At 38.6% G+C, this 26,018-nt stretch carries 27 protein-coding genes; 10 read left to right on the top strand and 17 right to left on the bottom strand.

Annotation, left to right across the window (positions count from 1 at the left end):
- Position 1 precedes the first annotated feature (1 nt).
- The 3 genes from H4K35_RS05445 to H4K35_RS05435 are packed head-to-tail and all read right to left on the bottom strand — an operon-like array spanning position 2 to position 4,697.
- Entirely contained in the window at positions 2-3,154 is a 3,153-nt protein-coding gene (locus H4K35_RS05445) for a TonB-dependent receptor (protein WP_182626375.1), read from the bottom strand.
- Between the two features lie 6 nt (positions 3,155-3,160).
- Entirely contained in the window at positions 3,161-3,757 is a 597-nt protein-coding gene (locus H4K35_RS05440; RefSeq protein ID WP_182626374.1) for a sigma-70 family RNA polymerase sigma factor, read from the bottom strand.
- A complete protein-coding gene (locus H4K35_RS05435; RefSeq protein ID WP_182626373.1) occupies positions 3,723-4,697 on the bottom strand; it encodes a FecR domain-containing protein in 975 nt (324 codons plus the stop codon). The genes H4K35_RS05440 and H4K35_RS05435 overlap by 35 nt, the downstream gene beginning before the upstream one ends.
- A gap of 444 nt (positions 4,698-5,141) precedes the next feature.
- Here H4K35_RS05435 and H4K35_RS05430 point away from each other — a divergent pair, with 444 nt between their 5' ends.
- Complete coding sequence (locus tag H4K35_RS05430) at positions 5,142-5,588, top strand: hypothetical protein (RefSeq protein ID WP_182626372.1); 447 nt, start codon at positions 5,142-5,144, stop codon at positions 5,586-5,588.
- Positions 5,589-5,639: 51 nt separating this feature from the next.
- Here H4K35_RS05430 and H4K35_RS05425 read toward each other — a convergent pair whose 3' ends face one another.
- The 3 genes from H4K35_RS05425 to H4K35_RS05415 are packed head-to-tail and all read right to left on the bottom strand — an operon-like array spanning position 5,640 to position 7,083.
- On the bottom strand, positions 5,640-6,272 hold the full coding sequence (locus H4K35_RS05425) for a nitroreductase family protein (protein WP_182626371.1): 633 nt from the start codon (positions 6,270-6,272) through the stop codon (positions 5,640-5,642).
- Positions 6,273-6,277: 5 nt separating this feature from the next.
- Entirely contained in the window at positions 6,278-6,703 is a 426-nt protein-coding gene (locus H4K35_RS05420) for a MarR family winged helix-turn-helix transcriptional regulator (protein WP_182626370.1), read from the bottom strand.
- Positions 6,704-6,735: 32 nt separating this feature from the next.
- Positions 6,736-7,083, bottom strand: a complete 348-nt coding sequence (locus H4K35_RS05415; RefSeq protein ID WP_255492371.1) for a zinc-binding dehydrogenase — start codon at positions 7,081-7,083, stop codon at positions 6,736-6,738.
- A gap of 9 nt (positions 7,084-7,092) precedes the next feature.
- On the opposite strand from H4K35_RS05415, the gene H4K35_RS05410 reads away from it, so the two are divergent.
- Positions 7,093-7,986, top strand: coding sequence for a hypothetical protein (locus H4K35_RS05410; RefSeq protein WP_182626369.1), 894 nt, complete (start codon positions 7,093-7,095; stop codon positions 7,984-7,986).
- Here the strand turns inward: H4K35_RS05410 and H4K35_RS05405 are convergent, their stop codons facing one another.
- Both H4K35_RS05405 and H4K35_RS05400 read right to left on the bottom strand, forming a co-directional pair.
- Positions 7,987-9,147 carry an FAD-dependent monooxygenase gene (locus H4K35_RS05405; RefSeq protein ID WP_182626368.1) on the bottom strand — a complete coding sequence of 387 codons (1,161 nt, stop codon included), beginning with the start codon at positions 9,145-9,147 and terminating at the stop codon, positions 7,987-7,989.
- Between the two features lie 134 nt (positions 9,148-9,281).
- Positions 9,282-11,090: a gliding motility-associated C-terminal domain-containing protein gene (locus H4K35_RS05400; RefSeq protein ID WP_182626367.1), complete on the bottom strand. Its 1,809-nt coding sequence runs from the start codon at positions 11,088-11,090 to the stop codon at positions 9,282-9,284.
- A 780-nt stretch (positions 11,091-11,870) separates the two neighbouring features.
- Between H4K35_RS05400 and H4K35_RS05395 the strand changes: the two genes are divergently transcribed.
- From H4K35_RS05395 to H4K35_RS05385, 3 genes are all read left to right on the top strand, one after another.
- Positions 11,871-12,482, top strand: coding sequence for a hypothetical protein (locus tag H4K35_RS05395; RefSeq protein ID WP_182626366.1), 612 nt, complete (start codon positions 11,871-11,873; stop codon positions 12,480-12,482).
- Between the two features lie 607 nt (positions 12,483-13,089).
- Positions 13,090-13,857 carry a sensor histidine kinase gene (locus H4K35_RS05390; protein WP_182626365.1) on the top strand — a complete coding sequence of 256 codons (768 nt, stop codon included), beginning with the start codon at positions 13,090-13,092 and terminating at the stop codon, positions 13,855-13,857.
- A complete protein-coding gene (locus H4K35_RS05385) occupies positions 13,854-14,525 on the top strand; it encodes a response regulator transcription factor (RefSeq protein WP_182626364.1) in 672 nt (223 codons plus the stop codon). The genes H4K35_RS05390 and H4K35_RS05385 overlap by 4 nt, the downstream gene beginning before the upstream one ends.
- A 104-nt stretch (positions 14,526-14,629) precedes the next feature.
- Here H4K35_RS05385 and H4K35_RS05380 read toward each other — a convergent pair whose 3' ends face one another.
- Positions 14,630-15,490: a S9 family peptidase gene (locus H4K35_RS05380; protein ID WP_182626363.1), complete on the bottom strand. Its 861-nt coding sequence runs from the start codon at positions 15,488-15,490 to the stop codon at positions 14,630-14,632.
- 111 nt (positions 15,491-15,601) lie between these two features.
- Between H4K35_RS05380 and H4K35_RS05375 the strand changes: the two genes are divergently transcribed.
- A complete protein-coding gene (locus H4K35_RS05375) occupies positions 15,602-16,192 on the top strand; it encodes a hypothetical protein (protein WP_182626362.1) in 591 nt (196 codons plus the stop codon).
- A 130-nt stretch (positions 16,193-16,322) separates the two neighbouring features.
- Here H4K35_RS05375 and guaB read toward each other — a convergent pair whose 3' ends face one another.
- Positions 16,323-17,795: an IMP dehydrogenase gene (guaB, locus tag H4K35_RS05370; protein ID WP_182626361.1), complete on the bottom strand. Its 1,473-nt coding sequence runs from the start codon at positions 17,793-17,795 to the stop codon at positions 16,323-16,325.
- A 58-nt stretch (positions 17,796-17,853) separates the two neighbouring features.
- Positions 17,854-18,720 carry a hydroxymethylglutaryl-CoA lyase gene (locus H4K35_RS05365; RefSeq protein ID WP_182626360.1) on the bottom strand — a complete coding sequence of 289 codons (867 nt, stop codon included), beginning with the start codon at positions 18,718-18,720 and terminating at the stop codon, positions 17,854-17,856.
- Between the two features lie 185 nt (positions 18,721-18,905).
- Here H4K35_RS05365 and H4K35_RS05360 point away from each other — a divergent pair, with 185 nt between their 5' ends.
- Positions 18,906-19,664: an enhanced serine sensitivity protein SseB gene (locus tag H4K35_RS05360; RefSeq protein ID WP_182626359.1), complete on the top strand. Its 759-nt coding sequence runs from the start codon at positions 18,906-18,908 to the stop codon at positions 19,662-19,664.
- Positions 19,665-20,342 (top strand): CatA-like O-acetyltransferase, encoded by a 678-nt coding sequence (locus H4K35_RS05355; protein WP_182626358.1) that lies wholly within the window; start codon positions 19,665-19,667, stop codon positions 20,340-20,342.
- A 69-nt stretch (positions 20,343-20,411) separates the two neighbouring features.
- Here H4K35_RS05355 and H4K35_RS05350 read toward each other — a convergent pair whose 3' ends face one another.
- The 3 genes from H4K35_RS05350 to H4K35_RS05340 are packed head-to-tail and all read right to left on the bottom strand — an operon-like array spanning position 20,412 to position 22,244.
- Positions 20,412-20,966: a hypothetical protein gene (locus tag H4K35_RS05350; RefSeq protein ID WP_182626357.1), complete on the bottom strand. Its 555-nt coding sequence runs from the start codon at positions 20,964-20,966 to the stop codon at positions 20,412-20,414.
- A gap of 12 nt (positions 20,967-20,978) precedes the next feature.
- On the bottom strand, positions 20,979-21,473 hold the full coding sequence (locus tag H4K35_RS05345) for a hydrolase (protein ID WP_182626356.1): 495 nt from the start codon (positions 21,471-21,473) through the stop codon (positions 20,979-20,981).
- A 3-nt stretch (positions 21,474-21,476) separates the two neighbouring features.
- Positions 21,477-22,244 carry an MBL fold metallo-hydrolase gene (locus H4K35_RS05340; RefSeq protein WP_182626355.1) on the bottom strand — a complete coding sequence of 256 codons (768 nt, stop codon included), beginning with the start codon at positions 22,242-22,244 and terminating at the stop codon, positions 21,477-21,479.
- 83 nt (positions 22,245-22,327) lie between these two features.
- Here H4K35_RS05340 and H4K35_RS05335 point away from each other — a divergent pair, with 83 nt between their 5' ends.
- Positions 22,328-23,773 (top strand): TonB-dependent receptor, encoded by a 1,446-nt coding sequence (locus tag H4K35_RS05335; protein WP_182626354.1) that lies wholly within the window; start codon positions 22,328-22,330, stop codon positions 23,771-23,773.
- A 52-nt stretch (positions 23,774-23,825) separates the two neighbouring features.
- Here the strand turns inward: H4K35_RS05335 and H4K35_RS05330 are convergent, their stop codons facing one another.
- The 3 genes from H4K35_RS05330 to H4K35_RS05320 form a co-directional block, all read right to left on the bottom strand.
- Positions 23,826-24,332, bottom strand: coding sequence for an META domain-containing protein (locus tag H4K35_RS05330; RefSeq protein WP_182626353.1), 507 nt, complete (start codon positions 24,330-24,332; stop codon positions 23,826-23,828).
- Positions 24,333-24,430: 98 nt separating this feature from the next.
- On the bottom strand, positions 24,431-24,760 hold the full coding sequence (locus H4K35_RS05325; RefSeq protein ID WP_182626352.1) for a multidrug efflux SMR transporter: 330 nt from the start codon (positions 24,758-24,760) through the stop codon (positions 24,431-24,433).
- 79 nt (positions 24,761-24,839) lie between these two features.
- The gene (locus H4K35_RS05320) at positions 24,840-25,484 is read right to left on the bottom strand and encodes a response regulator (RefSeq protein WP_182626351.1); all 645 of its coding nucleotides are present in this window, start codon (positions 25,482-25,484) and stop codon (positions 24,840-24,842) included.
- Positions 25,485-25,684: 200 nt separating this feature from the next.
- Here H4K35_RS05320 and H4K35_RS05315 point away from each other — a divergent pair, with 200 nt between their 5' ends.
- A complete protein-coding gene (locus tag H4K35_RS05315) occupies positions 25,685-25,948 on the top strand; it encodes a hypothetical protein (RefSeq protein ID WP_182626350.1) in 264 nt (87 codons plus the stop codon).
- Positions 25,949-26,018 lie beyond the last annotated feature (70 nt).

Genomic DNA, 26,018 nt, shown 5'->3' with positions numbered 1-26,018 from the left:
CTTAGAAATTAATTTTAATAGAACCTAAAAACTGTCTTGGAGCAGAATAGGTCGCATAGGCAATACCTCCTGTTGACGCACCTCCTTGTCCTTGTGCAGCACCGCTAATTGTCGCTTCTGGATCAAAAGAAGAAGCAGTAAAATTGAACGGATTAGCCACAGTAAATCCAAACGTAATCGACTGATACAAGCTAGGATTTGACGGTCTCAAATAGTAGGATAACCCAATGGTTCTAATTTTTAGGTAATCTGTTTTTTCAACAAAGCGATTGGTCAAGTTCAACCAGTTTTTTCTACCGTTTTTCTCGATTTCCTCTAGGGGAACGAAATCGTCAGACGCTCCGTAGTTGTATCTAAACTGTGCATCCCAATTGGCTGCATATCCTCCTGTTTGGTAATTGGCATTGGCGAACAAACTCCAATTTTTATAGCGTAGATTCAACCCAATATTTCCAAATACTTCGGGAATGGTAGTGCCCAAATACGCTTGTGGAATGGTTTCTTCCAAGGTACCATCAGCACCGATTACTCCGTAATTTCCACGGATAAACCCAACGGGTCTTCCTTCTTCTACAACGGTTTGCAAGGTTCTTGAACTAAAACCATTGATGTTAAAAGCTGGCGCTCCTCCTGTACTCAACACCTTGTTTCTCAACGTATTTACTGATCCCGTTAGGGTAACATTCCAATCTTGTAAATCAACAACATCAAGGGAGAAATTCATCTCAAACCCTTTGTTTTCAATCTCTCCAATATTGTAAAGCTGGCTCTTTGTATACCCACTTGACGGGGCTGGTGGTACGTAAAACAAAGCATCTTTTGTTTTAGAGTAGTAGTAACCCACCGAAAGTGTTAATCGATTATTCCAAAACGACGCATCTACACCTGTTTCCCACGTATGGGTTTTCTCTGGGCGTAAATCGTCATTACCTGGTTGACTAAAACGCGTAGCTTGATCGCCTAAATATCCATCAAACGCCACCGTGCGCTCATTGGCATAGGCTGGTGGTAAATTACCCGCTACCCCATAACTTCCTCTTAAGCGCAAAGTATTGACAATTTTATTGGCAAACCACGTCTCTTGAGATAGCATATAAGACGCCCCTACTTTGGGATAATATTGTACGCCTATATTCTTTCCAAAGGACGGATTGCGGTCTCCACGCACGCCTAAATCCAAGAACAACTTATCTTTATAACCCACATTTTCAGAGAGGTAAAACCCGTAATTCAACACTTCACTGATGTATTCATCACTGGTTCGAATGGCAGCCTCTGAAATTGAATAGGCTCCATCGCGAATATTGCGACCCTCAATTAAAGTCTGATTATCTGAATTTCGAAACAATTGCCCCCCTACTGTGGTAATAAAAGAGAAATCGTTAACGTCTACCTGATGTTGCCCATTGAATTCAACAGTTAACCCCAAGTATTTACGCTGTATTTTTTGAATACTTCCCTGATCTTTAATCAACTGTCCTTTGGTAGCTGTCAAGTACTCATTGGTTTCTATATTCTCCTGATCTTGAATGCGGTAGTCAAGTCCCCCCACTAATTTAAACGACAAATTTTCCAAGGGCTTGTACTTAAATTGTTGAGAGGTCGTAAATCGATTGACTACAATATTATTGTCTTGCAAGCGCTCTGCCTGATCGACAAATGTTTTCATGGCTTCAAATTCAGCATCGTTGAGCTCGTCTAAGCGATTGTTAAACCCTGGTCCCGTAATTTTTGACGCCCCATCTTCAGCAAACCAAAGTCCGGTATACCCTCCTTGGTTTCCATTTCGGTTTCTCTTATACGCATTATGCACGTATAGAAACGAACTTTCATACGATACATCCTCTGATAATTTGGCGTGAAAACCTGAACTTAAATCAAACTTTTGGTTTGCATTTTGCTTGTGAATTTGTACCCCAGAAGAGTTCTGATAACTCGTTGAAAAGTTATAACCGAACCCACTATCTGATTCACCGTTGAGGTTTAAACGGTATTTTTGATAAAAACCATTTTCAAACAACAGGTCTTTGGTGCGATCAAAGTACAAGAAATCCGTCGTTGGGGTTTCCACTCCCATTTCGGTATACACATTGACATAGGTTCCCGGCATTCCTCTTTTTTTGGTAAAAATCTGAATCACCCCATTAGCAGCATCCGATCCGTAAAGTGTAGTCGCTGCTCCCCCATTAATAAACTCAATTTTTTCAATATTATCCATGGGAATATCGGCAATAGAACTCATTGATGCCCCTTGTGCACTCCCACCGAGTGAAGCACGTGTATTGTTGTTGTCCAAGCGCACACCGTCAATATAAATAATCGGAGTACTGCTCAAAAAAGCTGAATTTACCCCGCGAGAACGGATCAAAGAAGTAGATCCAGCTTGTCCTCCTGTCAGGTTAATTTGCGCATTAGGCAATTTAGTCGCCAATAATTGATCGACGCGTTGAGCGGGAATCTTCTCCAATTCACTCGCTTTAACAACCGTAACATTATTCGCCAAACGCTTCTTCTGTACATCAGCTCCCTGCCCTGTTACTACAATCTCATTTAGCATTTGATTGTCCTCCTCTAGCTGGACCAAAATATGCTGGTTACTCTTTGAAAAGGATACCCATTTGGTTTTGTACCCCATAAAGGAAAACGAAAGCGAAATAGGAACGCGAGTCACTGTCAATTCAAATTGTCCATCCATATCCGTTACCGCAATAAACTCATTGTTGGCATCGCGTACATTTGCTCCTATCACTGCTAACCCATCCTGATCGACGATTTTTCCTTTAAGCGTGGCTAGTTGTTGTTGAACTGCTGTGTTGGATTGCACCAATATCTGATTGCCTTGTGTCTGAAACGCAATGTTGGCCTTGGCACTTATATCGCGAAGTAATACCTCTACAGAATCGTATTCTTTTACAAATTCATAGGTTTGATCTGTCGCAATTGCATCCGCAAGATAGACAAAGCGCTGTTGGGTTTGTTGCTCTATTTGGTCAAACACCTGTTTTAGTGTGGCCTTGTTTGGGCTTAATTTCAGCTTAGTTGTTTTTTTTACTTGTCCTTGTACATGCGCATTGGGTGTTGCATACAAAGGGGGGGCTTGGGTTGCTATACTAGCAAGTGTAAGAGTGGCTAGTAAAACGCTTTTTTTCATCATTGTGTGTTATTTATTTTTATTTGTTTGGGTTAGCATAAGGGAAATCGTCTTGAGCGCAATCTGCATATGACTCTCAACAGTTTTGACAGACAGATCTAAAACCGTCGCTATCTGGTGGTATTTGAGTCCATCAATCCGACTCATTTCGAAGATACGCCTGGATTTAGGCGGTATTTTATCGACAATTTTCAAGAGCGCTTGTCTGAGATCTGCTTCTTGTTCGGATTGAATAATATCATCCTCAATTGTCGAGACGTAATAGTTGTGTTCTACTGATTCAAAATCGAGGTCTATGGTTGTTTTTCGACTTACTTTCTTCTGCTGAAACAACATATTCTTGGTCATGGTAAATACGTAAACTTTGGGATTTTCAATTCTACCGAGCTCTTCTTTTCGCTGCCAGATATAGTAAAACACATCCGATACTTTTTCCTCCACGAGGTAGCTGTCCTTTTCATAACTATGCGCAAAGCGACATAAGTATTGGTAGTACTTGACGTAAAACTGCTCAAAGGCAATTCTACTTCCCTGGGCTATTTTTTGAAATAACAGCAGATCTTCCTCCGGTTTAGGGTTGCTTTTCTGATAGAGAATAGTGGGCATAAGGTTCGATTAAATAGTGGTTATTGTTTGAGGTGATGGTGCAATTAGCAATAAATGTCAAGGCCTGAATAAACGCCTCTACAGAAGGTTGGTCAAATACCCCTGTAATTCGCTTTTGTGCCAATACAGGATCGTGAATCACAAAGGAAACGCCGTAAAATTGATTGATTTGCTCAAGGGCTTGTACCATGGGAAGATTGTCAAAAACGAGCTGGTCATGTCTCCAGCTTAGTTGTTGATCAACATCAGACTTCACGCGCTTTACCTCGCCTAAGTTGGTATTCCACAGCAACTGCTCGTTGGGTTTGAGGTAGAGCTGTTCGCCATTGCCTAACTTTGCCAGTACTTTACCGGAGAGTAAAGCCACTTGCTTCTCTTGTCCCCATGTATTTACACTGAACTGCGTTCCTATAACTTCGACTTCTAAATCTTCGTGTTTGACTACAAATTTTTTCTGTACATTTTTGACGACATCAAAAAAAGCTTCCCCTTCCAACCAAGCTAAACGAAGGGAATCATTCTGAGTAAACTGCAATCGCGCCTGTCCGTTGAGTAAAACGACGCTGCCATCGGCTAAGGTCACTGTCTTGCGCGACCCAGCCACATTGGTATAAATGAGATATTCTGCTTGTGCAGGTGGTACATGAGGCTCAAACAAAAGGTAGCTCGTAAGAAGGCTGCCAATCATAAACAAAATGGAACAAGCAACACGTATAAAAAAAGCGTTGCCCTGTTTTTTCTTTTTTGTTTGTTGTTTAGCTTGTAGATAAAGCTCCCTATTGGTCGGATAAGCCTTCCAAAGCAAAGAGTAACTATCGTATTCACCCTTCAACGCTTCGTCGAAAAGCAAATCTATTTCGAAGGTAATTCGCTCTTCTTCCGTGCATTCTTTCGCGAGATATTGAATACATCTTCGCTTATTTATTTCTTGTTCACTCACAACTATAATCCGTAGTTTGGTTTAGTAAAGGAGTGAAATAATTGATTTTACACCTAGAATTTAAGGTTATTGAATTGTTAGGGAATCATTATGCTTTTTTGGGTGAGAGAGGTGGTGAGAAAATGAGGGGTATTGAGCTAAAAAAAGAAACAATCGAATACAATATAAACGATTAAAAGCTAACTATTTACAATTAAAAAGAAACAGAAAACCATGCTTAGGCAGGCGTTGATAAATTTTGGTTTTTTCTCTAATACTAGAGCAATAAAGCAATCCAAGCTGAATCTACTTTATCATTTTTTTGTGTTGGATTGTACGCACAAATAAAACCACTACTTTTAGGGATAGGCTAACCCTGTTTAAAAAACTACTTTTACTCTTCCATCCTGCTCCTGTCAAAATGCCACCATCGTTTTGTTTTGAAGTAGATAAAAAAGATAGACAATGAGAATGATCTTAGTTATGTGGTTCCTGCTCCTAGGAAGTATAGCTCAACTTCAAGCCCAAAATTACTTGATTGCCCCTACAGTCAGCTACCAGTATCAAAAGGGAAGTATGCTAAAAGCGGGAATCTCTTATGCGACAGATTTTAATTCGACTGCTATTATAAAACTAGATGCTACAGCTAATTTCACCTGGGTACAACATCAATTTGCCGTTATTCCCGAAATCGCAGCTACATACTATAAAAATATGGATTATATTGGTTTGTTTACCAGAGCCGAAGTAACGCCTTATACCCTCACCCCAAAAGTGGGTATATCCGCATTAACCCTAGTGGAAATTGATTTCGGATATGGATTTTCAATTCGTAACAAAACAGGTTATGCCCCTATTAGAGGATTTACAACTTCCTTGCGTTTTACTTTTCCCCTAAATACGAAACTATAACCTGTTCCTTTTATCAACAAGATGTCTTGAGTTACTTCTACTTGTGTATGGTTAAAATTCTATGACAAATTCCGATTTGGGAACTCTTACTTTTTTCATAGGAGCAATCCAATCATTCGCTTCATCCGCATAGCCGATATACATAAGAGAAACGCTTTTTAATCCAAGTTTTTCTAGCCCTAAAACACGATCGACTACTTCATTGCTAAATCCTTCTGCAGGAGTAGAATCTACGCGTAATTCCGCCGCTTGTGCCAACGCTAACCCCAAGGCAATATACGTCTGACGTGCAGTGTGTGCAAAGTTGACTTCGCTTGGTTGATTGAGGTAAATTTGCTTTAATTGATCGGTATAGCTTGCAAATCTTCCTCTAGGTAAGCCGCGTTCATCCGTGGTAAAATCGTAAACAGTATCAATTCGCTCTGCAGTATATTGATCCCAAGCAGCAAAGACAAGAACGTGAGAACAGTTGCGCATACACTCCGGATTTAACGCCCCTTTTGCCAATTGCTCTTTGATCCCCTGATCGCGAATGATCAGTAGTTTAAAAGGCTGAAGCCCCGAAGAGGTTGGCGCTAATCGCGCTGCTTCAACAATCTTATCAACGTGCTCTTCACTTACTTTTTTTGTGGAGTCATATGCCTTTACAGCATGTCTCCATTTCAAATTTTCAATTAATGACATGGCTCTTATTTTTGTTTATTTAAAATTTTCATTATACTGTTTTTTAAAGCTACTACCTCTTCTTCCGTGACCTGCATGGATTCCATTAACTTTTGAGGAATATCGCTAGCCTGCTCCTCTAAGGCAAGTCCCTTGGGCGTTAAAGAGATGTTGACCACGCGTTCATCCGCAGGATTTCGCCTGCGTTCTACCATCCCCTTTTGTTCCATGCGCTTCAACAATGGCGTGAGCGTACCGCTGTCCAAAAATACGCGATCACCCAACTGCCCCACCGTTTGTTCCCGCTCTTTCCACAATACCATCAACACCAAATACTGTGGATACGTAATCCCCAAAGCATCCAAAAATGGACGATAGTGTTGTACAATTTCTTTCGCTAAGGCATAAATGGGAAAACAAACTTGGTTTTCAAGGGATAAGGACGTATTCATAAGGTCTCACTTTATATAAAAATCAAAGGTAACTAATTATATTGTGCACAATATAATTTTAAACAATATTTATGAAATTCAACTATAATCCAGCTTATAATACTACCTAACTTGAAAATTAAGCTAAACACCGAAACAGGAAGCGGATGTTCTGGTGCACCGACGAGCGTCAGGCGTCCATCTCTTTTTAAAAGACTGAGGTAGGAAGTAATATCGTGCTGAGCAGAAACACAGTCTAAGATAAAATGTAAGGTAGAAGCATGGCTTTTCATTTGCCCTTTGTCTGTTGATAAGATAACCTCATCCGCACCTGATCTACTTCCTCCTACACTTTTTTTATCAACTGTAAACTCCTTTATAATGCTTACTTTTATACACAAAAAGCAAAAATGGAAGAAATCTACCAACTCGAAACACTAGAAGAACTAAAGCAATTTATAGCGCAAAAAACAGCTCACGCTTTACGTCCTACTTTACTTGAAGCGTATGCACGCCTACTTCAGTATAAAAATATCGAAGAGTGGAACCAGCTGGTTCGCATTTGTGAAAGCTTATCTCTAACGGGGTGGGGAGAGGAAGAACCTCAAGAAGCGCTCGCATCTAAATGGATCAACGGCGCTTTCTATACGGTACTACAAAATAAAAACTTTGAAGCAAAAGAAGGTACCTCTCAATCGTGGCGCAAACAAAATGACAGCTATGTATTAGATGGAAAAGACGTGGATCTAACTGCCTATAGCGCGACAAAACTTGCCTCACAGCGAAATAAACTTCCCAAAGCACCTATTCGTTATTCGCGCTCAGGAAATTATCAAAAATCGCTACAACCTCTTATTGATCAACTAGATACACTCAAGACACTTTTAATTCAAGAAACACAACCCGAACGCTATGGCCATGGATTTTCTTATATTGGAATAAACCTGTATTTCAGCAATCACGACGATCAACATCATACCGTTCGCCATGAATACTACCACGAAGAAGAAGATGTTCCCGAAGAGTTAAAAAATGCACAAGACAATTTACCCCTTTATAGCATTCGTCCTCGGTTGAAGATAAGCAACCTATCGACCAAAGAGCACGAACTTAGACTCTTGGTTACTCGGTATTTTACAAAAGAATTTGGATTCAAGACAGTACAGGAACAAAAACAAATCTTACGGGAAGATTTCCTTGAGATTATCGATCAATTAGCAATCAAGCTGCAAAAGAAAAAAATAGCTTACGACACTTCACTATTCAAAGAGGATGTGGAGCGTATATTCGAACTGTGGAGGTAGTTAATCGACCGTTTTAGGTTTTGGATTGGCGATTGCCACTTCATTCAATTCAAACATTTTTTTAATTTGTTGCTTTTTGATAAAAGAGGGCAACAAGCGAAAAGTAGCATTGCGCATGAACACGAACAAAGGATGGCGAAACTGGGCGATTTGCCCGAGTGTCCAACTGTCTCGTACAATCGCATGGGCTTTTGAACGTCGGATTGGAGGAAATTGCTGTAGGGCTTCCTCCAAGGAATGGCGTTCTAGTAATTTACTGATGACATACACATCTTCAATTGCTTGACAAGCCCCTTGCCCAAGGTTAGGCGTGGTAGCGTGAGCGGCATCTCCAAGTAGACAAGCTTTGTTGTGGTACCAGTTGGAGAACGGTTTAAGGTCGTAAATTCGATCGCAGTGTATAGCCATTGGATCTGTTTGTTGAATCATGGCTTGGATCCACAAGGGACAATCTTCTATATATTCTTCTACAGTTGTATGTGGTTTATAGCGATCTTCATCGACCAAAAAATACCAATATACCTGTTGTTCTGTCAATTGCACAAACCCTAAACGCTTGCCTTTACCCCAGCTTTCTACTGCTGCATTGGCATAAGTTGCAGGTAAGGTATACGGCAATACACCACGCCAACATACTTGCTTTGCATTGCGCAAGGTAGAGGGCGCAAATAACAGTTGTCTTACCCGTGATCGCAATCCATCCGCCCCAATAACATATTCATGCGTAGCACTCGTCTGATCTTCAAATTCCAAGTGGTACATTCCGCTATCCTCAATGGTGATCCCTTGTAAGCGCTTGTTTAGTTGAATGTGTTCCTCTCCAACAGCCTCGACCAATACCTGGTGCAAGGCACTGCGATGTATGGCTATATTAGCCAATTGATACTTTTGCTCAAAAGCAGTCAAATGCGTTTGATCGAGTACACCTAACTCCATATCGGTTAACAGCACCGTAGATATACGCATTCCTCTATCCGTCAAGGCTTGATCAACGCCCAAGTGACGAAACACTTGCATCGCATTATTGGCAATAGCAATTCCCGCACCAACAGGTTTAATCGCTGCTGTTGCCTCATATACTACAAAGGAAATTCCCGCTTTTTTAAGTGCTATGGCCAAAGTTAATCCACCTATTCCGCCACCTATAATCGCTACTTGCATACTAAATCGTTGAGGGGTTATTTGAGAAGGAAAGATAATGGAAATTCATCGATTAATCACCTTCTAGTGGCTGTCTTTTCTGGAAAAAATACCGATTTCCTTTCCCAAGACATTCTCCTTGAAAAACACAATTTCTATTCGCGCATCAAGTATACCCATCCAGTAAACACTTCTTTTTTTGCTGTTTCTATGTGGTAAAAATAGGTTGCAGATGGCAGTAATTTACCCCCATCAGATTGTCCTTTCCACTGTTTAGTATAGTGTTTTTGATGGTACACTCGTTGACCATTGCGATTGAAAATTTGAAGGGATACTCCACCGAAACTTTCCAAATCAAAAACATCGTTTAACTGATCGCCTTGGGGAGAAATTCCTTTTGGAATAAAGCACAAATTCTTTGCGCCGTATAATTCAAGGGTAGCACTAGCCCTACATCCATTTTCGTCTACCGTTGTTAAGCCTATGACATTTTGGTCCTCACCCAATAGATGACGGTAAGCTGAAAGACTTAATTGGGCCGTATGTTCTGCTACTTCCACATGATTGATCGACCATTGAAATGACGAAGCAGTAGACAACTCATCAGCATTGCTTTCTACAATCAAATTATCCTTAAAACAGAAGTAGTCCAATTGAGGTATTTTGGGGTGTTTAACCTCAATTGTCACAGAAACAGCCTGTGCACAATACCCTCGCAAGGGTGTAAAAGTATAGGTAGTCGTTTGAAAGGAATTTAAGTTTGGGGTCCAACTTCCCTCTACTCCATTTGTAGAAACCACAGGCAATTCGTCAAGCCATTCTCCTGAGCAAATAAAAGAGGGAAGATCAAATTTAGGTTCAATCTTAGGGATTATTTCGATCTGAATCACTTTGGGCAAGACGCAAAAACCCTCATCGGGCGTAAAGGTATAGGTTGTCGTTTTTGTAGGGTCAAAAGCAGGAGACCAAACCCCCTTATATCCATTTTCATCCGTTGTGGGTAATACGAGAGTGGTTCCCTCGCAGTGGGAGGTTTCTATATGAAATTGAGGTTCGATATAAGGTGCGACAATCGCAATAGTCAAGGTAGTCGACACCGCTGTGGGATCATCGGGTGTAAAGGTATACGTTGTAGTTTGTTGGTTATTAGGTTGTGGAGACCAACTACCTGTATACCCTTCATTAGACTGCTCTGGCAAAACAACAACAGCTCCTTGACAAAGAGGATCAACCGCATCAAACGTTGGCGTTTTACCCACAATAGCAATGTCATCTATATAGTAATACGCTCTAATCGACTCATTTTCAATTGTTGGATCTTCTTCCAATACAGTGTGTTCATCGTCATAAAAGTTTCCGATGATAAAATATCGAGCCCCCGTGGTTTGGGGGGTATAGGTTAATTCAACCAATACCCAGCCAAATCGCTGTGTGATTAGATGAGGGTAATTCGCATCTGGCACTAGATCAATGACATCATTGGATTGTTGAAAAAAGACCTCGTCAAAAAATTTAATTCCAAAATTTGAACAAGCCCATCTACTTTTTTGCGCTAAGGAAACATAAAATTGTATGCTGTACTTATGCCCTGCTTGCAGTGGTTCAAGCAATTCGCCTTGGATATATTCTCTTTTGTCATTGGGTGAATACAGCAACATCCCCACCATACTATCACCCGTCCTTGGCGCGCGATTTCCTAAATTGAAGGCAGACGTACTCATGGGATGTAGCACACATTGCCTATTCAAACTCATGTGGTATATATCAGAGGTCCCAGTTGTAGGAGCCGTCCAATTTAATATCGCTTGATTAAAGGATGTATTGGTCTGATAAAAATTACACAATAAATTAGGGGAATGCACCAATTCAAAACTAGGATTTATAACGAGATTCTCCTGACTATAACCCGTCGTAGCTATACATCCAAAAAGTAAAAGTAAAAGTGAAGTAAACGCAAATCTCATACTGTGTTGTTTCTGTTAAAGTTAACTATTTTTACTAGAACATATCTTAATTTTTTTAATCAGCAAAAAGTATAGGCTACAGATATAGGTACTTTATAGGATAGCACCGTCCATTCAACTTCCTTCTAATCTTCTACTCTTCGCCTTACAGTTCCTCTTTACCGCCAAAATAGGTCATCGCCCAAGGAAAGGGAAACTAGTAATTAATCCCGCTATCAGCACTATTTATTCAAAACGAAAAAAGCGCTTTAGAAATTCTAAGCGCTCTTCTCTCAAGATATTAAAATTGTTGTGGGGAATTTGAAATATAGATTTTTTAAAGCTCCGCGGTTCATCATCCTCAAAAAAAAGACCTTTTTGCTCCATTTTACTACCTAGACCACAGCTGATAAAACCAGGGGAGCTTTAGTATTGTTATAATCCTTAAACTCGTAAAATTGAAATGCTACAGGGACAAACCTCCTATGAAGCATATTTCTGATTTCAAAAATAATTCACAAATTGCGAAAAAACACCAGGGTAAACCCTGTTTTTTAAATTCAAAGGTTTTTCTCTTCACATTTTTAAGAAAAAACAAGGAATACCATTCAAATTATAGTAAAACAAATAAATCAGCTACTAATGCCCTATATTTATAAAATTACAACAATTCCAACTATAAATCCATTTCTATAATTTGTTTTTTTATACAAAAAAGATAATAAAACATAAATTTTTCTTAAATTTGATGGATTAGAAACTAAAATCCCTTTCACATAAACTGGTATACTACGCTAAAACATGAATCAACGTATTGCGACAAAAGAACAACATTGGGTTTACCAAAGTATAGCAAACTGGGCCAATTTTTCAATGGATAGAACTGCTATTAAGGTAGTAGCTGAAAAGGATTTTAATGTCTTTCACTATTTGAGGGGCGACTTGTTAACCGACAATATACACGCTTATTTTGGCTATTACAATGAACGTTTATACCTTCATTTTATACCAAGCTCCGTGGATGTATCTACTTCCTTTCAAGACCCATCAATAATACCTACAGCCTTGTACAGCAGTATTGGCATAAAAGAGAATGCTAGTAAAGGTCCTATTGAAAAAAGTGATGCTGAAATACGCATCTCAAAATGGGAGGATCAAGAAGTTCGAAACAAAGTAATAGACAACGCTAGCTTCGTTCAAGTTTTTTGGATTCCCAATGATGATTTTAAAGGTAATAGTCCACTAAAAATCAACTTAGCCATTCACAACGATCAGGTGGATCTAGTATTGACGTCTATGGGGAAAAGCAGTAGTTATTTAGACACATGTAAACCTATCCCTCCTTTCGATAGTACACTAACACAGCAGAAATTTGGCTTATTGCAGCAACTAAAAATATGGAAAATTAAATAGCCATGACTATATTTACATTTGTCACCTATACAATCCCCTTAACCTTAGTGCTATTAATTTTTTACGCCTCAATCAAAATGCCTTTATCTCGGTATAAAGTAGCCTTTATAGGATACCTTATCACCTGCTTATCCTTTGTTTTTCTAGGTGAATTTTTGGGCAAAAAACTGGGAAACAACCTCCTATTAATTCCGATTTTTGGCGTATTAGAATTGGGATGGTTTTCCTATATTTACTATACGCATACCCAAAAAAAAATATTCCTCTATACTGTTATTCCCTCGTTGATCCTCCTGTCATATGAGCTTAGTACAATACAATTTCACGATTTGCAACAACTCAATTCCTACACGAGGAGTGTGACAGCCCTGTCTTTATTTTTACTTACCTTGCACTACGCCTATTACCTAGTTAAAAATAAATGGCAATCCTATAATACCTCTTTTTTCCTTTTTAATGCTGTTGTACTCGTCTATTTTATCTTTGAGTGCTTGTATTACCTGCCTCTCCACCTATTAATAACTGGAAACCGCGAATATATACTGCTATTCTGGTTTCTGAATAGTATCCTTACACTACTTTTTTACCTATTAACAACGATAGTCATATGCAGAATAACGCGCAAAGCGAACATATTGTCCTAATTTGGTTGATTCTTGGCTTACTACTTGTGCTAATCATTAGCATAGCATTTATCATACTTTTAAAACTAAATCACAAAAAACACATCGAAACCCAGCACCAAATCCAAGCATTAAACCAAGACCACCACAAAAAACTACAGCTGTCATCCTTGGCTATACAGGAAAAAGAAAGGCAACGCATTGGCAGTGATTTACACGATTCGGTTATTAATTCGCTAAATATCTTATTCTTGCAATCGCAAACCAAACAAGAAGACCCTAAAATGGTGGATCACATACAGGAAGCAATTTCGATAACAAGGCGTATATCCCATGATTTGAATCCACCCCTTTTGGAATTTGCAACCATCGAGCACCTCATCAAAGATTTATTTCAACAGTGGAATACTTTTTACAACATTCGTTTACGCATTGATACACAGGCGATAATTGAACTCTCAACAGAACAAAAAACCCATATGCTTCGCATCGCACAAGAATTGATGAACAATATACACAAGCACGCCCAAGCGAGTGAAATTGACGTGCAGTTGCGCCTCACTTCAAAGGCTGTAGTCTTTGGAATACGCGATAATGGGAAAGGATGTTCCAAACAAGAACTGAATAAAGGTTTGGGCATGCAAAATATTCAACTGCGCACAACCTTATTAAAGGCAGTACATAAATACAAATTAAAACCCCAAAAAGGAACCTCTTTTATATTGTTAATCCCTCTAAAACAAATGGTATGAAAACTCAAATCATTCTCGTTGATGATGAAGTACTCATCACGGATTTACTCGCCAATTTCTTACAACAAGACCCGTCTATTGAAGTTGTAGCAACCTTTAATTCAGGCACAGAATTTCTAGAACACATAGCAAGCACAACGGCATATCCTGATATATACATTCTCGACTTTCGCATCGGAGAAGTAGATGGACTCGAACTCTTAAAACAATTGCGACAGGCAGGAATTGATACACCAGTTATTCTTTTGTCTTCCCATTACAATGACAGCCTGATTAGCTTTATTGTCAAAACGGGATTTGCTGCCTTTTTACCTAAAAATACAAAACCAGCCGTACTTCTTGAGGTAATAAGCGAAGTAAAGACCAAAGGATTCTATCTGTTACCCGCACAATTTTCGCTTTTAAGGGAACAAATGACCATCAAAAACACAAGCATTACCCCAGATTTAAAACTCGCTCTAAGCGATAGAGAACTCGAAGTACTCCACCTCATTGCTCAACAAAAAACAGGAAAAGAAATTGCAGATCACTTATTTCTATCGCTCAAAACAGTGGAAGGCTACAAAAACAGTCTATTCCAAAAAACAGGAGCCAAGAACGTAGTGGGACTCATTGTATATGCCGTACAAAACAAACTCATTTCAATGGAAGAAATTTCCCTGTTGTGAGCACATGCCAACGGGGATTAGGTGGACAATAATCCCAAGGTAAAGCAAACATAAGACGGATATACTTAGTGCTATGTCTCTTGTATACTGCGTTTTCGCCTAGGCTATACGTTAGGCTTAGCCTTTGTATTTTCCTTTAAAAAGCCAAGGATTTCATCGACCACTAGCTTTAAATGTACGGGCAACTCTGCTTGTTCATACGGGTGTTTTGCCCCAAAAACGTGATCAGCCCCTTCAACGACGTATAACGTAGACTCTTTCATCCACAAGTGTAGTAATTCGGCTTCTTTGACACCTACCGCTTGATCAGCCGTTCCATTGACAATCAATACGGGTTTTCGCAGATTTTGTGCGGCATACTGAATGGTTAATGCCTGTTCGTTCGCTTCAAAGTCTTCCCAAAACGTTAGATAATGAGGCATTTGCTGCTTGGTTCTGCCATTCATACTATAAAATACTCCTTCTTTTTGCCATAACTCAAAGTTGTCACGCTGTGGAAATCGCTTCTTAAAATCAGCCACGCCCGCCAAGGAAATAGCTCCTGTAACCTTATCGTTATAATAGGTTTGCAACAATACTGCCCCTCCTCCTCTACTATGTCCAATCAAAAAGATTTGAGTCTCCTCTACATAAGGCTGAACCTGATAAAAGTCGATCACTGCCGCTAAATCGTTTTGTTCTTGTGTATAGGTGTTTTTGCCAAATGCCTCTAAGTCAACAAATTCCATCGGTTGATCTAAAGATGTTCCATTGTGAGAAAAATTGAACTTTACAGCTACATATCCAGCTTTGGCTATCGTTTGCATCATCAAATCCCAAGCCCCCCAATCTTTAAATCCTTTATACCCGTGACAAAAGATAACTAAAGGCCTTTTACCTCTTTCCTCTTCCCAATAAGCATCTGCTAGAATAGAATGCGTAGTACCATTTTTGATGATTGTAGTCTCATGACGATGTTGTACCATAATTTTCGATATATTTTAACAAGTGAACAATATATTTTTAAAAATCATTAAGCTTAAATTTTCTAATTTAGCTCAAATAGATCTTAATAATTAACCAAAAGAATTAAGCATATGAACCATATTAGTTTAACCAAGACCACATGGAAATCTTCAATTTCCATAATTTTACTGGGTATTAGTTTATCTTTTGCTTCCCTACCTGCGTTTGCACAAGGAAAAGAACAAGTTACGATAAAAAATAAAACTTTGTCTTACGAAATTTCAAAAGAGACAACTGCAGCAGACCTAGAGGCTATTGCAAAAGAGATCAATGCTGAGAAAGTAGCCAACCTACGCTTTTCAAATGTGAAGCGAAATAACAAGAATGAAATCATTAAAATAACCACAGAATTTAATAATGACAAAGGTTCTTCCCAAAAGAAAAGTGAATATAATTCAGAGGGAATTCGTCCTTTTTCAGTTGTTATTCACGAGAAAGCAGACGGCAGTAAGTATTTAGAAATCACTTCTGATTTACAACAATATGCCTCGCCCTTCGCTGCGGATATACCCGATTTTTTACAGCCCAATTTCAACGATACCGTAGATGATTCCTTGGATATTACACCCGATCCACTACTAGACATGATACAGTCAATGCAAGCTAGCATGAAGCAACAACAAGAAATGCTAGAAAAACTGATGAAAGAAAACGAAAAATAGAATTTGGTTGACGGCAGAGAGTAAATTGTAAACCAAAAACGCCTCCCTATTGAGGAGGCGTTTTTTATATTGCACACAAAAAAGCCATAACTATAAGGTTATAGCTTTTTAAAATTAAAATTCGTTTGTTTTATCTAGTATAGTTTGGAGCTGATTTTGTGATAGTGATATTATGTGGATGACTTTCCCCAATACCAGAAGCTGTCAGCTGTACGAAACGAGCCACTTCTTGTAGAGTTGGAATATCTTTAGCTCCACAGTATCCCATACCAGCGCGTAAACCACCAATAAATTGTAACATACTTTCGTTTAATTCCCCTTTGTAAGGAACGCGACCTTCAATTCCTTCTGGAACCAATTTTTTCACGTCATCCTCAACATCTTGGAAATAGCGATCTTTAGAACCTTGTTTCATAGCAGCAACAGAACCCATTCCGCGGTATGCTTTGAATTTTCTACCTTCAAAGATAATTGTCTCACCTGGTGATTCTTTAGTTCCTGCTAACATAGATCCTAACATCACACAATCAGCACCTGCACCGATTGCTTTAGGAATATCACCTGTATAGCGCAATCCTCCATCACCAATAACAGGAACACCTGTTCCTTTTAAAGCAGCAGCTACTTCCATAATAGCCGAAAACTGAGGAAAACCAACACCTGCCACAACGCGAGTTGTACAAATTGATCCAGGACCAATTCCCACCTTCACTGCATCAGCACCTGCTTCTACTAAATATAAAGCAGCTTCTGGTGTAGCGATATTACCTACTATTACGTCGATTTCTGGAAATGCTTGTTTTACTGATTTTAATGCGCCTACTACTCCTTGTGAGTGTCCGTGAGCCGTGTCGATAATTAAGGCGTCTACTCCTGCTTTCACTAAAGCGGTTGCGCGCTCAACGGTATCGTGTGTAACACCTAAAGCCGCAGCAACGCGTAAACGACCAAATTGATCTTTATTCGCATTGGGTTTTAGGGTTAATTTAGTGATATCTCTAAATGTAATTAGTCCGACTAATTTATACTCAGCATTCACCACTGGTAATTTCTCAATTTTATTCTCTTGAAGAATTCCTTCTGCTTGCTCTAAGGTTGTTCCTTCTGCTGCAGTGACTAAGTTTTCTTTGGTCATTACCTCCGTAATAGGCTTTGCATTTTCTTTTTCAAAACGCATATCTCTATTGGTAATAATCCCTTTTAAAACGCCGTGCTCATCCACTACTGGAATACCTCCAATACTGTATTCAGCCATGGCTTTCTTAGCATCTCCAACCGTTGCTGTTAAAGGCAGGGTTACAGGATCAATAATCATCCCTGATTCCGCTCTTTTTACTTTGCGAACTTCTTTGGCTTGCTCTTCAATTGTCATATTTTTATGGATTACTCCTATTCCTCCTTCACGAGCAATAGCAATAGCCATTTCACTTTCTGTTACTGTATCCATCGCCGCAGATACAATTGGAACATTTAGCGTAATATTTCTTGAAAAATTTGTTTTTAAACTTACCTCCCGTGGTAAAACTTCCGAATAATTTGGAACTAAAAGAACATCATCGTAAGTTAATCCTTGACCGATGATTTTTGTTGTGTGTGCTTTCATGTGCAATTGTAGTTGAATTGCACGCAAATTTAGTTTTTTTTATTCAGGTAAAAAAATCCTAGTGGTAAAAATTAAAAACTTTTAACGCTTCGTTATAGGCACTCTCAAAAGACATCGCACTTAAATTCGTATCTATCTTATTAGCAGTAAAATAGCTTAACATTTTTTCTGTTGGCATATTTCCAGTTAAATCATCTTTTGCCATTGGACATCCGCCATAGCCTTTAATTGCTCCGTCATAACGCAAACAGCCTGCTTTATAAGCTGCGTCAATCTTTTCAAACCACAAATCTGGTGTGGTGTGTAAGTGCGCTCCAAATTCGATCTCAGGATAAGCAGGAATCAAATTGCTGTACAGATAATCAATTACCTCTGGTGTTGAACTTCCTACCGTATCGGATAAAGAAAGGATTTTCACCCCCATAGTTGCTAAACGCTCCGTCCACTCGCCAACGATATCCACATTCCACGGATCTCCATAGGGATTTCCAAAGCCCATAGACAAATAGGCCACTACTTCTTTATTGGTCTTTGTAGCTATATTTAGAATCTCTTGCAGCGTTACTATAGACTCCGCAATCGTTTTATGCGTATTTCGCATTTGGAAATTCTCAGAGATAGAAAATGGGAATCCCAAATACTGAATTTCTTTGTGTACGGACGCCTCTTCTGCCCCACGGGTATTAGCAATAATCGCTAACAATTTGCTTTGGGTTTTACTCAAATCGAGCTGTGCCAAAACATCAGCCGTATCAATCATTTGAGGAATCGCCTTTGCAGACACAAAACTTCCGAAATCAATGGTATCAAATCCTACACGCAATAACGCTTGTAAGTATTGTACTTTTTTTTCTGTTGGTATAAACATTTTAATGCCCTGCATAGCATCGCGCGGACATTCTATAATTTTTACTGTTGGCTTCATAGTGCTCCAAAGATAGAAGAAAGCAAGATATTCTCAAAAACAAATTATAAATTTAAAAATCACCTTCTTTTGCCTTTTTCTTTTTCTTTCTTCTTTATTAAAAACAACTGTAATCTTTAAGATTATTTTAGATAAATACAGTAGAATTAATCGTAAGTTTGAAGAGCAAAGATAAAATAGTGACCATGACTCAACCCAAACAAAAAGCGCTAAACAAAAACTTGCCCCTGGCAGACATCATAGAAAAAGCAGGAACAGACAAAGAATATCGCGCTGTTTTCTACGAAAAATTCTTAAAAAACGACATCTATGTTTTGGTAAAAAAGGAGTACAACCAAGCCAATAGTTTCAATGCCAATGCGCCTATTATCACCTTTGAGAATCAACACATCCCCGTTTTTACAGCCCCCAAACACATTTACGACCAAGGGGCTATTCAGGATGAAATGAACTATATGAAAGTCAACGGCAGAGCCTTTTTAGAACTCGCTATGGGACATCACATCATCGTCAATCCCTTTTCAAAAGTTTACAAAGAACTAGTGCCAAATGAAATAGCTGACATGTTGAATGGCTCTATCTTTAACTTTATGAAGGACGATGTGGCACACCTACACATGCAAGCCCTTATTGGAAAACCAGAAATAGAACCCACGGCCTTACTTCAAGACCTAAAGATAACCTTCGCCTCTATTCCCGCAATTGCTTCTGCTTATATTGGCTGGACCTTTAATGAACGCATTGATCAAAAACCGCATTATATCTTTGCCATTGATTGCGAAGTAAAAGATGCTGCTGGATTTAAAGAAATTGCTGATGTTATCTCAAATTTATGTAAACCTCACCTGAAAAAAGAAGACTATATCGACATTATTCGCTTAGAACCTAAGGGCAATTTTAGCGACTATTTTTACAACGAAGATCAACCGTTTTACACCAAGTAAATGAAACCAATTTTACCCGCGTTTACTCCAATTGACAGAGAAACCTGGAGTAGAACCCCCTATTACGATTACTATCGTACACAACTCAAAACAAAGTACACCATTAGTATCAAAATTGATATTACGGTCCTGCTGGCTACCTATAAGGCGAAAGGGTATAAATTCTTTCCCACTTTCCTCTATGTAATCATGCGTGCCCTGAACAATAGCGAAGCGCTTCGCACCTGCATTCACCAAGGACAATTAGGGGTTTGGAATTTTTTGTCTCCTCAATTTACACTCTTTCACGATGATGATAAAACCTTCTCCGATTTATGGAGTGACTATTACGGTGATTTTCCGTCCTTTCATCGGGCGATCACCCAAGATATCGAACAGTATAAAAACGTAAAGGGAATCAAGGTAAAATCGGGGCTACCAGCTAATTTTGTACCAATTTCTTGTGTCCCTTGGATCAGTTTCGAGAGCATCAGTCAGGATACCTCAGACGATACCGATTTCTTGAAGCCCATCATTCGCTTTGGTAAATATTATCAAGAGCAAGAACGCGTCTTGATTCCCCTGTCCGTGTATGTCAATCACGCAATCGCAGATGGGTATCACACCGCGGCGTTTTTAAATGACATCCAACACCTAGCAACTAATGTAAACAGCTGGCTAACAACAGAAAACAAATAAAAAACGGAAGTCAAACTAGTTGTTTGCTTCCGTCTTCTTATCTTGTTAAGTTCTTGCACTCCTCTCCTATTAAAAAAGGTCTCCTTCTTCCACCCCTTCAATAACCTGATCTGAATGAATCAGCTGTAAATCAATGGTTTTAGCAGCAGTAAACTTGATTTGATCTTTATATTTCAACACCATGCCGTTCTCTACGTTCAAGCTCCATCCCTCGTTCAAGTAAATGGTTTTCGTTCGGTCACTTGTCAACACAATGCTTTTCTCTTTTTGGGGTAAAAATATTTCTGCTTCTTTGCCATCCTTAGCGAAGAGCACAAAACAGCTTACTTCATTGTTTTCCAAATCATTTTCCAGATCACTCCCAGCGTTTGCATCATCATCAATTGGGTTTAATCGAAATCCAACTTCAAACACGCGAATACAATCTTCTGATAAATAGCTGTATCGATAACCCGCAGTATAAGCACAACCAAAGCCATCTTCTTCACCGACAACAGTTTTACCGCCATCTGTAACGATAGACTTATCTTGTGTTTCATTGCTTTTTCTATCTTTGAGTATAAAATCACAGGAAACTAAACTAACTGATAAGAGTATCCCTACTACTAGTCCACTTTTTCTCATCCTTAAAGCCTTTTAATGTGTTGAATACAAAACCGTTTCAATGGTTGAAAATTCAGTTGGTTTTTCAGGATTGTAAAAGTACTTAATCAACACCTCTCCGTGCAATCCTCCAGAATAAAAATCGGCTATAATCCAACGGTGATTAATAAACTGTACTTTATTAATAATACATTTCTGTCCATCCATTGCGCCATATGGCACGAGGGGATTTCCCGTATCAAGATGATTTAGCGCTAAAATTTCCTCGCGGATTTTATCCACATCTTGATCTAGTGTTTTGTAATTGAAATACTCTTGTGCATCGTCGTTATACTCCAATGAAAAATACTTCGCATCATTTAACTCTTTAGATGCCAGCTTTAAAGAATCTCGAACAATGGCTATACGCTTATGGGCTATTTCGATTTTCTTCTCTTCTGATTTCATCATGTTGCGGTTTGTATTGTACAAAAGGGCAATGACTAAAACTGAGAATACAAAAAGATAAAAAAAGACTTTATGTCTCATGATTTATGGTAGTTTTATTTGTTGTTCATCGTAAGCCAAAGATACATTTTTTGGCAATATCTTTTCCACTTCCTCGCAAAAACCTAAATCTTGTGAGATATGGATGAGATAAGCATGACAAGGATTGATTTTTTCAATAAAAGCTAGGGCTTCCTCTAAGTTAAAATGGGTAGGATGTTCTTTAATGCGCAAAGCATTAACAACCAGAACCGAACAACCTTTTATTTTCTCAATTTCTGTATCGGCTATGTATTTGGCATCGGTGATATAGACTAGATCGCCCAAGCGGAAACCAAAAATTGGCAAATCGCCATGTTGAATGGACAAGGGTACGATGGGTTTTCCTTTAATATAAAAGGTTTGATCTTCTTCGATGGTATGAGATGCAACACTAGGTGCTCCAGGATATCGATTTTCTGTGGTAAAAATATAGTCATAACGCTTTTCTAGGGCCGTAAGGACCCGGGCGGAAGCGTAAATAGGCATAGGACCATACAAAAAGGTCAACGGGCGTATTTCATCTAGTCCCGCAATGTGATCTGCGTGCTCATGGGTAAACAAAATTGCATCGAGATAGTTGCAATCTGCTTGTAGCATTTGCTGTCTAAAATCTGGACCACAATCGATCAATATGGTCAAGTCATCCCAGGTAATCAATGCGGATGTTCGCAAACGGTAATCGCGTTTATCCAAACTCTTGCCAATGGGGTGATCTATTGCTATCACTGGAACTCCTTGAGAAGTACCTGTTCCTAAAAATCGTATTTCCAAAACCTATTCCTTTTTATACAAAAGTACACTTTATCTTTTTTTTTGTTGTACATAATTTGTTACTTTGTTACAAAAGCCAATAAATGGAACATTTTGCAGAAGATCTAGTATTAGAAGGGGATCGAATCATTGAACATCAACCTGCTATTTCGGATAAGGCACTCCGTATAAACCTCAATCACGATATTTATGGAACATTTGCTGAGATCGGTGCTGGTCAAGAGACCGTGCGTCATTTCTTTCGAGCGGGTGGCTCGTCGCGAACAGTTGCCAAAGCGATGTCTGCCTACGACAAATCCTTTAGCGATGCCATTTATAGTGTAGAAGACGATGGACGATATGTTACAGAAAGCCGACTGAATAAAATGTTGGATTATGAAACCAAGAAAATCGAAGATCGAATTCCCCGTGCTGCAAATCCAACTAAAACGTTTTTCAGCTACGCCAATACAGTAGCTACGATTGACTATGCCAAAAAGAATAAAGGACATGGTTGGGTTGGAATTATATTTCAAACCGCTCCAAATGAAGCGTATAGCAAAATAATCCTTCACATTCAATTCAAAGAAACTGATTCTAAACTACAACAAGAAACCTTGGGAATTTTGGGGGTAAACCTCATCTATGGGGCGTATTACCAACACCATGATCCCAAGAAATTAATCAGCTGTTTGTACGATCACTTGGATCGCGATCAGATCGAAATTGACAGCATTAGCTTAACAGGACATTTATTTTCACATATCGACAACCGCTTGATGAGCCTGCTCTTGGTAAAAAATGGTATGACAGAAGCAGTTATGTTTGGACCTGACGGACAAAGTAGATTAGCGGCAAACGAATTGTATCGCAAAAATATTCTAGCCCTTCGCGGTAGCTTCCGACCAGTTACCCTGGTCAATATGAATATGTACCAAAAAGCCTTAGATTCTTTTGTAAAAGAAAATCAACTACAGAGACAAGATACTACCGTGATTTTTGAAATTACCCTTTCTAACCTTTTAATGGAAGGTAATTTGGATGAAAACGACTTCCTTCACCGTGCAGATTTACTCTGTTCCCTAGGACAAACCGTAATGATCTCCAACTTTCAAGAATACTACAAGCTAACAGCTTATTTCTCTAAATACACCTCGGAAAAAATCGCCCTTTCAATGGGAGTTAGTAGCCTGCTCAATATTTTTGAAGAAAAGTATTACGCCAACCTGACCGGTGGTATTTTAGAAGCCTTGGGAAAATTATTCCGCAATCAAATGAGAATATACCTCTACCCAATGAAAGATGAAACGGGCAATATTATCGACTCAACCAATCTAAAAGTGGATTTACACATCAAAGAACTATACAAATTCTTTAAGAAAAACAACCAAATTGTTGATATTACCAATTACGAATTAAAAAATCTGGACATATTCTCTCGTGATGTCTTGCGCTCGCTTCAGTGTAACGAAGCAGGATGGGAGAACAAATTGCCTCCGGGAATTGCAACGATGATCAAAGAAAATCAACTCTTTGGCTATCACAAATAAACATAAAAAAAAGCGACGTTTATAAAACGTCGCTTTTTTTTCTATTATTATCTTACTTTACTTCTTGTTCGATATCAGGATGGATTTGTTTAAACTCCATCACAACTTTATCTCCATTTTTAAAGAGCAATGCACTCTCAGTAATTTCATAGTTTGTCACTTCCGTCAAGCCTTTTGTAAATGCAGCATCTGCTACACCTTCACAGAACATACGCGTTGCGCCTAATTTATCACCAATGGAAATACCGTTGTTCTCCTTTACTTCATACGTTCCTGTCAATGCATTACATCCGTCATTGCCGTGAACCATAAGATTTCCTTCAAAACTCAACATCGGTTTTTTACCTGGAAATAGTTCCTCCAATTTTTTGTCAGCTGTTTCTTGCGTATGAATGGCAATTAACTCCCAACTACCAAATAAATTTGCTTTTGTCGTAACTGCTGTTTCAACTGCAGGTTTGTCCGTTGATTCAAGCGCTTTTTCCGTTGTTTTTTTTTCGTTACACGCCGCTAACGCCAAAACCAATACGCCTACAGTTAAAAATTTAATTTTTCTCATTTTTTCACAATTTTTAATGATATACCATTTTATTCTAATCCAAATATAAAGAGTTATTTGGAATAAATTGCAAAAGTGACTTAAAAACTAGCTTTTTACTAAGTAGCAGAGACCACTTTCAAACCGATAATTGAACCAATCAGAGTAGCAATAAAAAACAAGCGCCAAAAGGTAGAGGGATCTTTAAATACAAAAATTCCAACAAGCACAGTTCCCACTGCGCCAATTCCGGTCCATACCGCATAGGCAGTTCCCAAAGGTAACGTTTGTGTAGCCTTGATTAACAAAGCCATACTCATACATAGGGCAAAGAGAAAACCTGCATACCACCAAATTGACTCCGTTCCTTTTGTTTCATTGGCTTTTCCCAAGCAATACGTAAAACCAACTTCAAAAAAACCTCCGATAATTAATACAATCCAGTTCATTTTATTTTTTTTGCGAAAGTATAATTATAAAATCTATTTTTTTTATCCTATGATAAATATTTATCGCAAAAGATTGCTATTAGATAAAACCTTCTTCTTTAACTTTTCGGATTAATCCTCCGTTATCCAAGACGTCAAAAGTTTGTTTCAGACCCGCAATTCGCTTGTTGACGGCACTATCACTTAAACACAGCGTTTCGCTAATTTCTTTAATGCGAAACCCCTTGTCGAGCAATAGCAAGATTTGAATATTTTGCTCCTGCAACAACGCCTCTCTCTTGTAGATTTCTCTCAGTGCTTCAGTGGCGTGAACGCTGTAAAAACGCTCTCCTTCTAAAACTTTTTTAATTGCGCTTCTCAAGATTTCCTCGTTTACATCTATTTTGAGCAACAGCGCTTGTGGTACAATCTTTTTGTGTATGTCATAGAGTACCAAAACCCCTTCATGCCCGGTAATGAAAACCACACTCACTTGGGGAAATCGTTTTTTTGCTAGAGCAACAAAATCGACACCATCTTTAATTTCTTCTACCTCTTCACCTTTTCCCAAGTTATAGTCCACAATAATTAAATCTAATTGTACACAATGGTCAATTTGTGCCACACCCTCTTGGACAGAAGTAGCACTCAATAGCGTAGCCTCAGCAAATTGTTGCTGTAAAATTTGAAGATACCAGTCTACAATCATTTGGTGATCATCGATAACTAAGACAGTAAAACTCAAAATTGTTTGTTTTTTTTAACATAGTATACAGTTTTTCTGTACAAGTACAAATAAAAATATAAATATGTTTGTTAAGCAATCGAACTATTTTAGTATAAAAAACATTTTTTTATCTTTTACAAACCTTAAATATAAGTTTAAAATATTTCATTTTATTAAAAATAACGATAAATTACTATTTTTTTAAAAACAGAATCCATATGAGAAAAATTATCCTTACCTCGATTTCAGCATTTGCTTTGCTTTTGTTAGCTTCATGTTCTACAGACAACATGCCATCTGAAGGAAATGGAAGTGGCAAAGAAAGCCTTAATGTAACAATAAACAAGACAAACTCCAACAGTGAAAACGCTTCAATTGAAGTAGCAGTAGACACAGTTAAAACAGATATTAAAGTAATAAACAGTGCCTCAAAAACGTTAGAAAACGGAGATGTAGGTCAAATAAAAGACAAGAAAAAATAAATCAGATAAACAGTTTAATCCTCAATTTTCACCGATAAAATTGGGGATTAATTCTTTTTTAACTTCCTTT

The sequence above is a fragment of the Myroides sp. NP-2 genome, from assembly GCF_014145665.1.
Classification (GTDB): Bacteria; Bacteroidota; Bacteroidia; order Flavobacteriales; family Flavobacteriaceae; genus Flavobacterium.
The sequence above is the reverse complement of the archived record's forward strand: the minus strand, read 5'-3'. Positions and strand labels throughout refer to the sequence as shown.

Coding starts and splice junctions, on each gene's coding strand:
- H4K35_RS05410 (WP_182626369.1), top strand. CDS start 7,093: ATGGAAGAAATCTACCAACTCGAAACACTAGAAGAACTAAAGCAATTT.
- H4K35_RS05365 (WP_182626360.1), bottom strand. CDS start 18,720: ATGAAGCCAACAGTAAAAATTATAGAATGTCCGCGCGATGCTATGCAG.
- H4K35_RS05420 (WP_182626370.1), bottom strand. CDS start 6,703: ATGAATACGTCCTTATCCCTTGAAAACCAAGTTTGTTTTCCCATTTAT.
- H4K35_RS05405 (WP_182626368.1), bottom strand. CDS start 9,147: ATGCAAGTAGCGATTATAGGTGGCGGAATAGGTGGATTAACTTTGGCC.
- H4K35_RS05395 (WP_182626366.1), top strand. CDS start 11,871: ATGAATCAACGTATTGCGACAAAAGAACAACATTGGGTTTACCAAAGT.
- H4K35_RS05350 (WP_182626357.1), bottom strand. CDS start 20,966: ATGAGAAAAAGTGGACTAGTAGTAGGGATACTCTTATCAGTTAGTTTA.
- H4K35_RS05445 (WP_182626375.1), bottom strand. CDS start 3,154: ATGATGAAAAAAAGCGTTTTACTAGCCACTCTTACACTTGCTAGTATA.
- H4K35_RS05385 (WP_182626364.1), top strand. CDS start 13,854: ATGAAAACTCAAATCATTCTCGTTGATGATGAAGTACTCATCACGGAT.
- H4K35_RS05430 (WP_182626372.1), top strand. CDS start 5,142: ATGAGAATGATCTTAGTTATGTGGTTCCTGCTCCTAGGAAGTATAGCT.
- H4K35_RS05355 (WP_182626358.1), top strand. CDS start 19,665: ATGAAACCAATTTTACCCGCGTTTACTCCAATTGACAGAGAAACCTGG.
- guaB (WP_182626361.1), bottom strand. CDS start 17,795: ATGAAAGCACACACAACAAAAATCATCGGTCAAGGATTAACTTACGAT.
- H4K35_RS05375 (WP_182626362.1), top strand. CDS start 15,602: ATGAACCATATTAGTTTAACCAAGACCACATGGAAATCTTCAATTTCC.
- H4K35_RS05335 (WP_182626354.1), top strand. CDS start 22,328: ATGGAACATTTTGCAGAAGATCTAGTATTAGAAGGGGATCGAATCATT.
- H4K35_RS05440 (WP_182626374.1), bottom strand. CDS start 3,757: ATGCCCACTATTCTCTATCAGAAAAGCAACCCTAAACCGGAGGAAGAT.
- H4K35_RS05390 (WP_182626365.1), top strand. CDS start 13,090: ATGCAGAATAACGCGCAAAGCGAACATATTGTCCTAATTTGGTTGATT.
- H4K35_RS05360 (WP_182626359.1), top strand. CDS start 18,906: ATGACTCAACCCAAACAAAAAGCGCTAAACAAAAACTTGCCCCTGGCA.
- H4K35_RS05380 (WP_182626363.1), bottom strand. CDS start 15,490: ATGGTACAACATCGTCATGAGACTACAATCATCAAAAATGGTACTACG.
- H4K35_RS05345 (WP_182626356.1), bottom strand. CDS start 21,473: ATGAGACATAAAGTCTTTTTTTATCTTTTTGTATTCTCAGTTTTAGTC.
- H4K35_RS05425 (WP_182626371.1), bottom strand. CDS start 6,272: ATGTCATTAATTGAAAATTTGAAATGGAGACATGCTGTAAAGGCATAT.
- H4K35_RS05400 (WP_182626367.1), bottom strand. CDS start 11,090: ATGAGATTTGCGTTTACTTCACTTTTACTTTTACTTTTTGGATGTATA.
- H4K35_RS05330 (WP_182626353.1), bottom strand. CDS start 24,332: ATGAGAAAAATTAAATTTTTAACTGTAGGCGTATTGGTTTTGGCGTTA.
- H4K35_RS05315 (WP_182626350.1), top strand. CDS start 25,685: ATGAGAAAAATTATCCTTACCTCGATTTCAGCATTTGCTTTGCTTTTG.
- H4K35_RS05325 (WP_182626352.1), bottom strand. CDS start 24,760: ATGAACTGGATTGTATTAATTATCGGAGGTTTTTTTGAAGTTGGTTTT.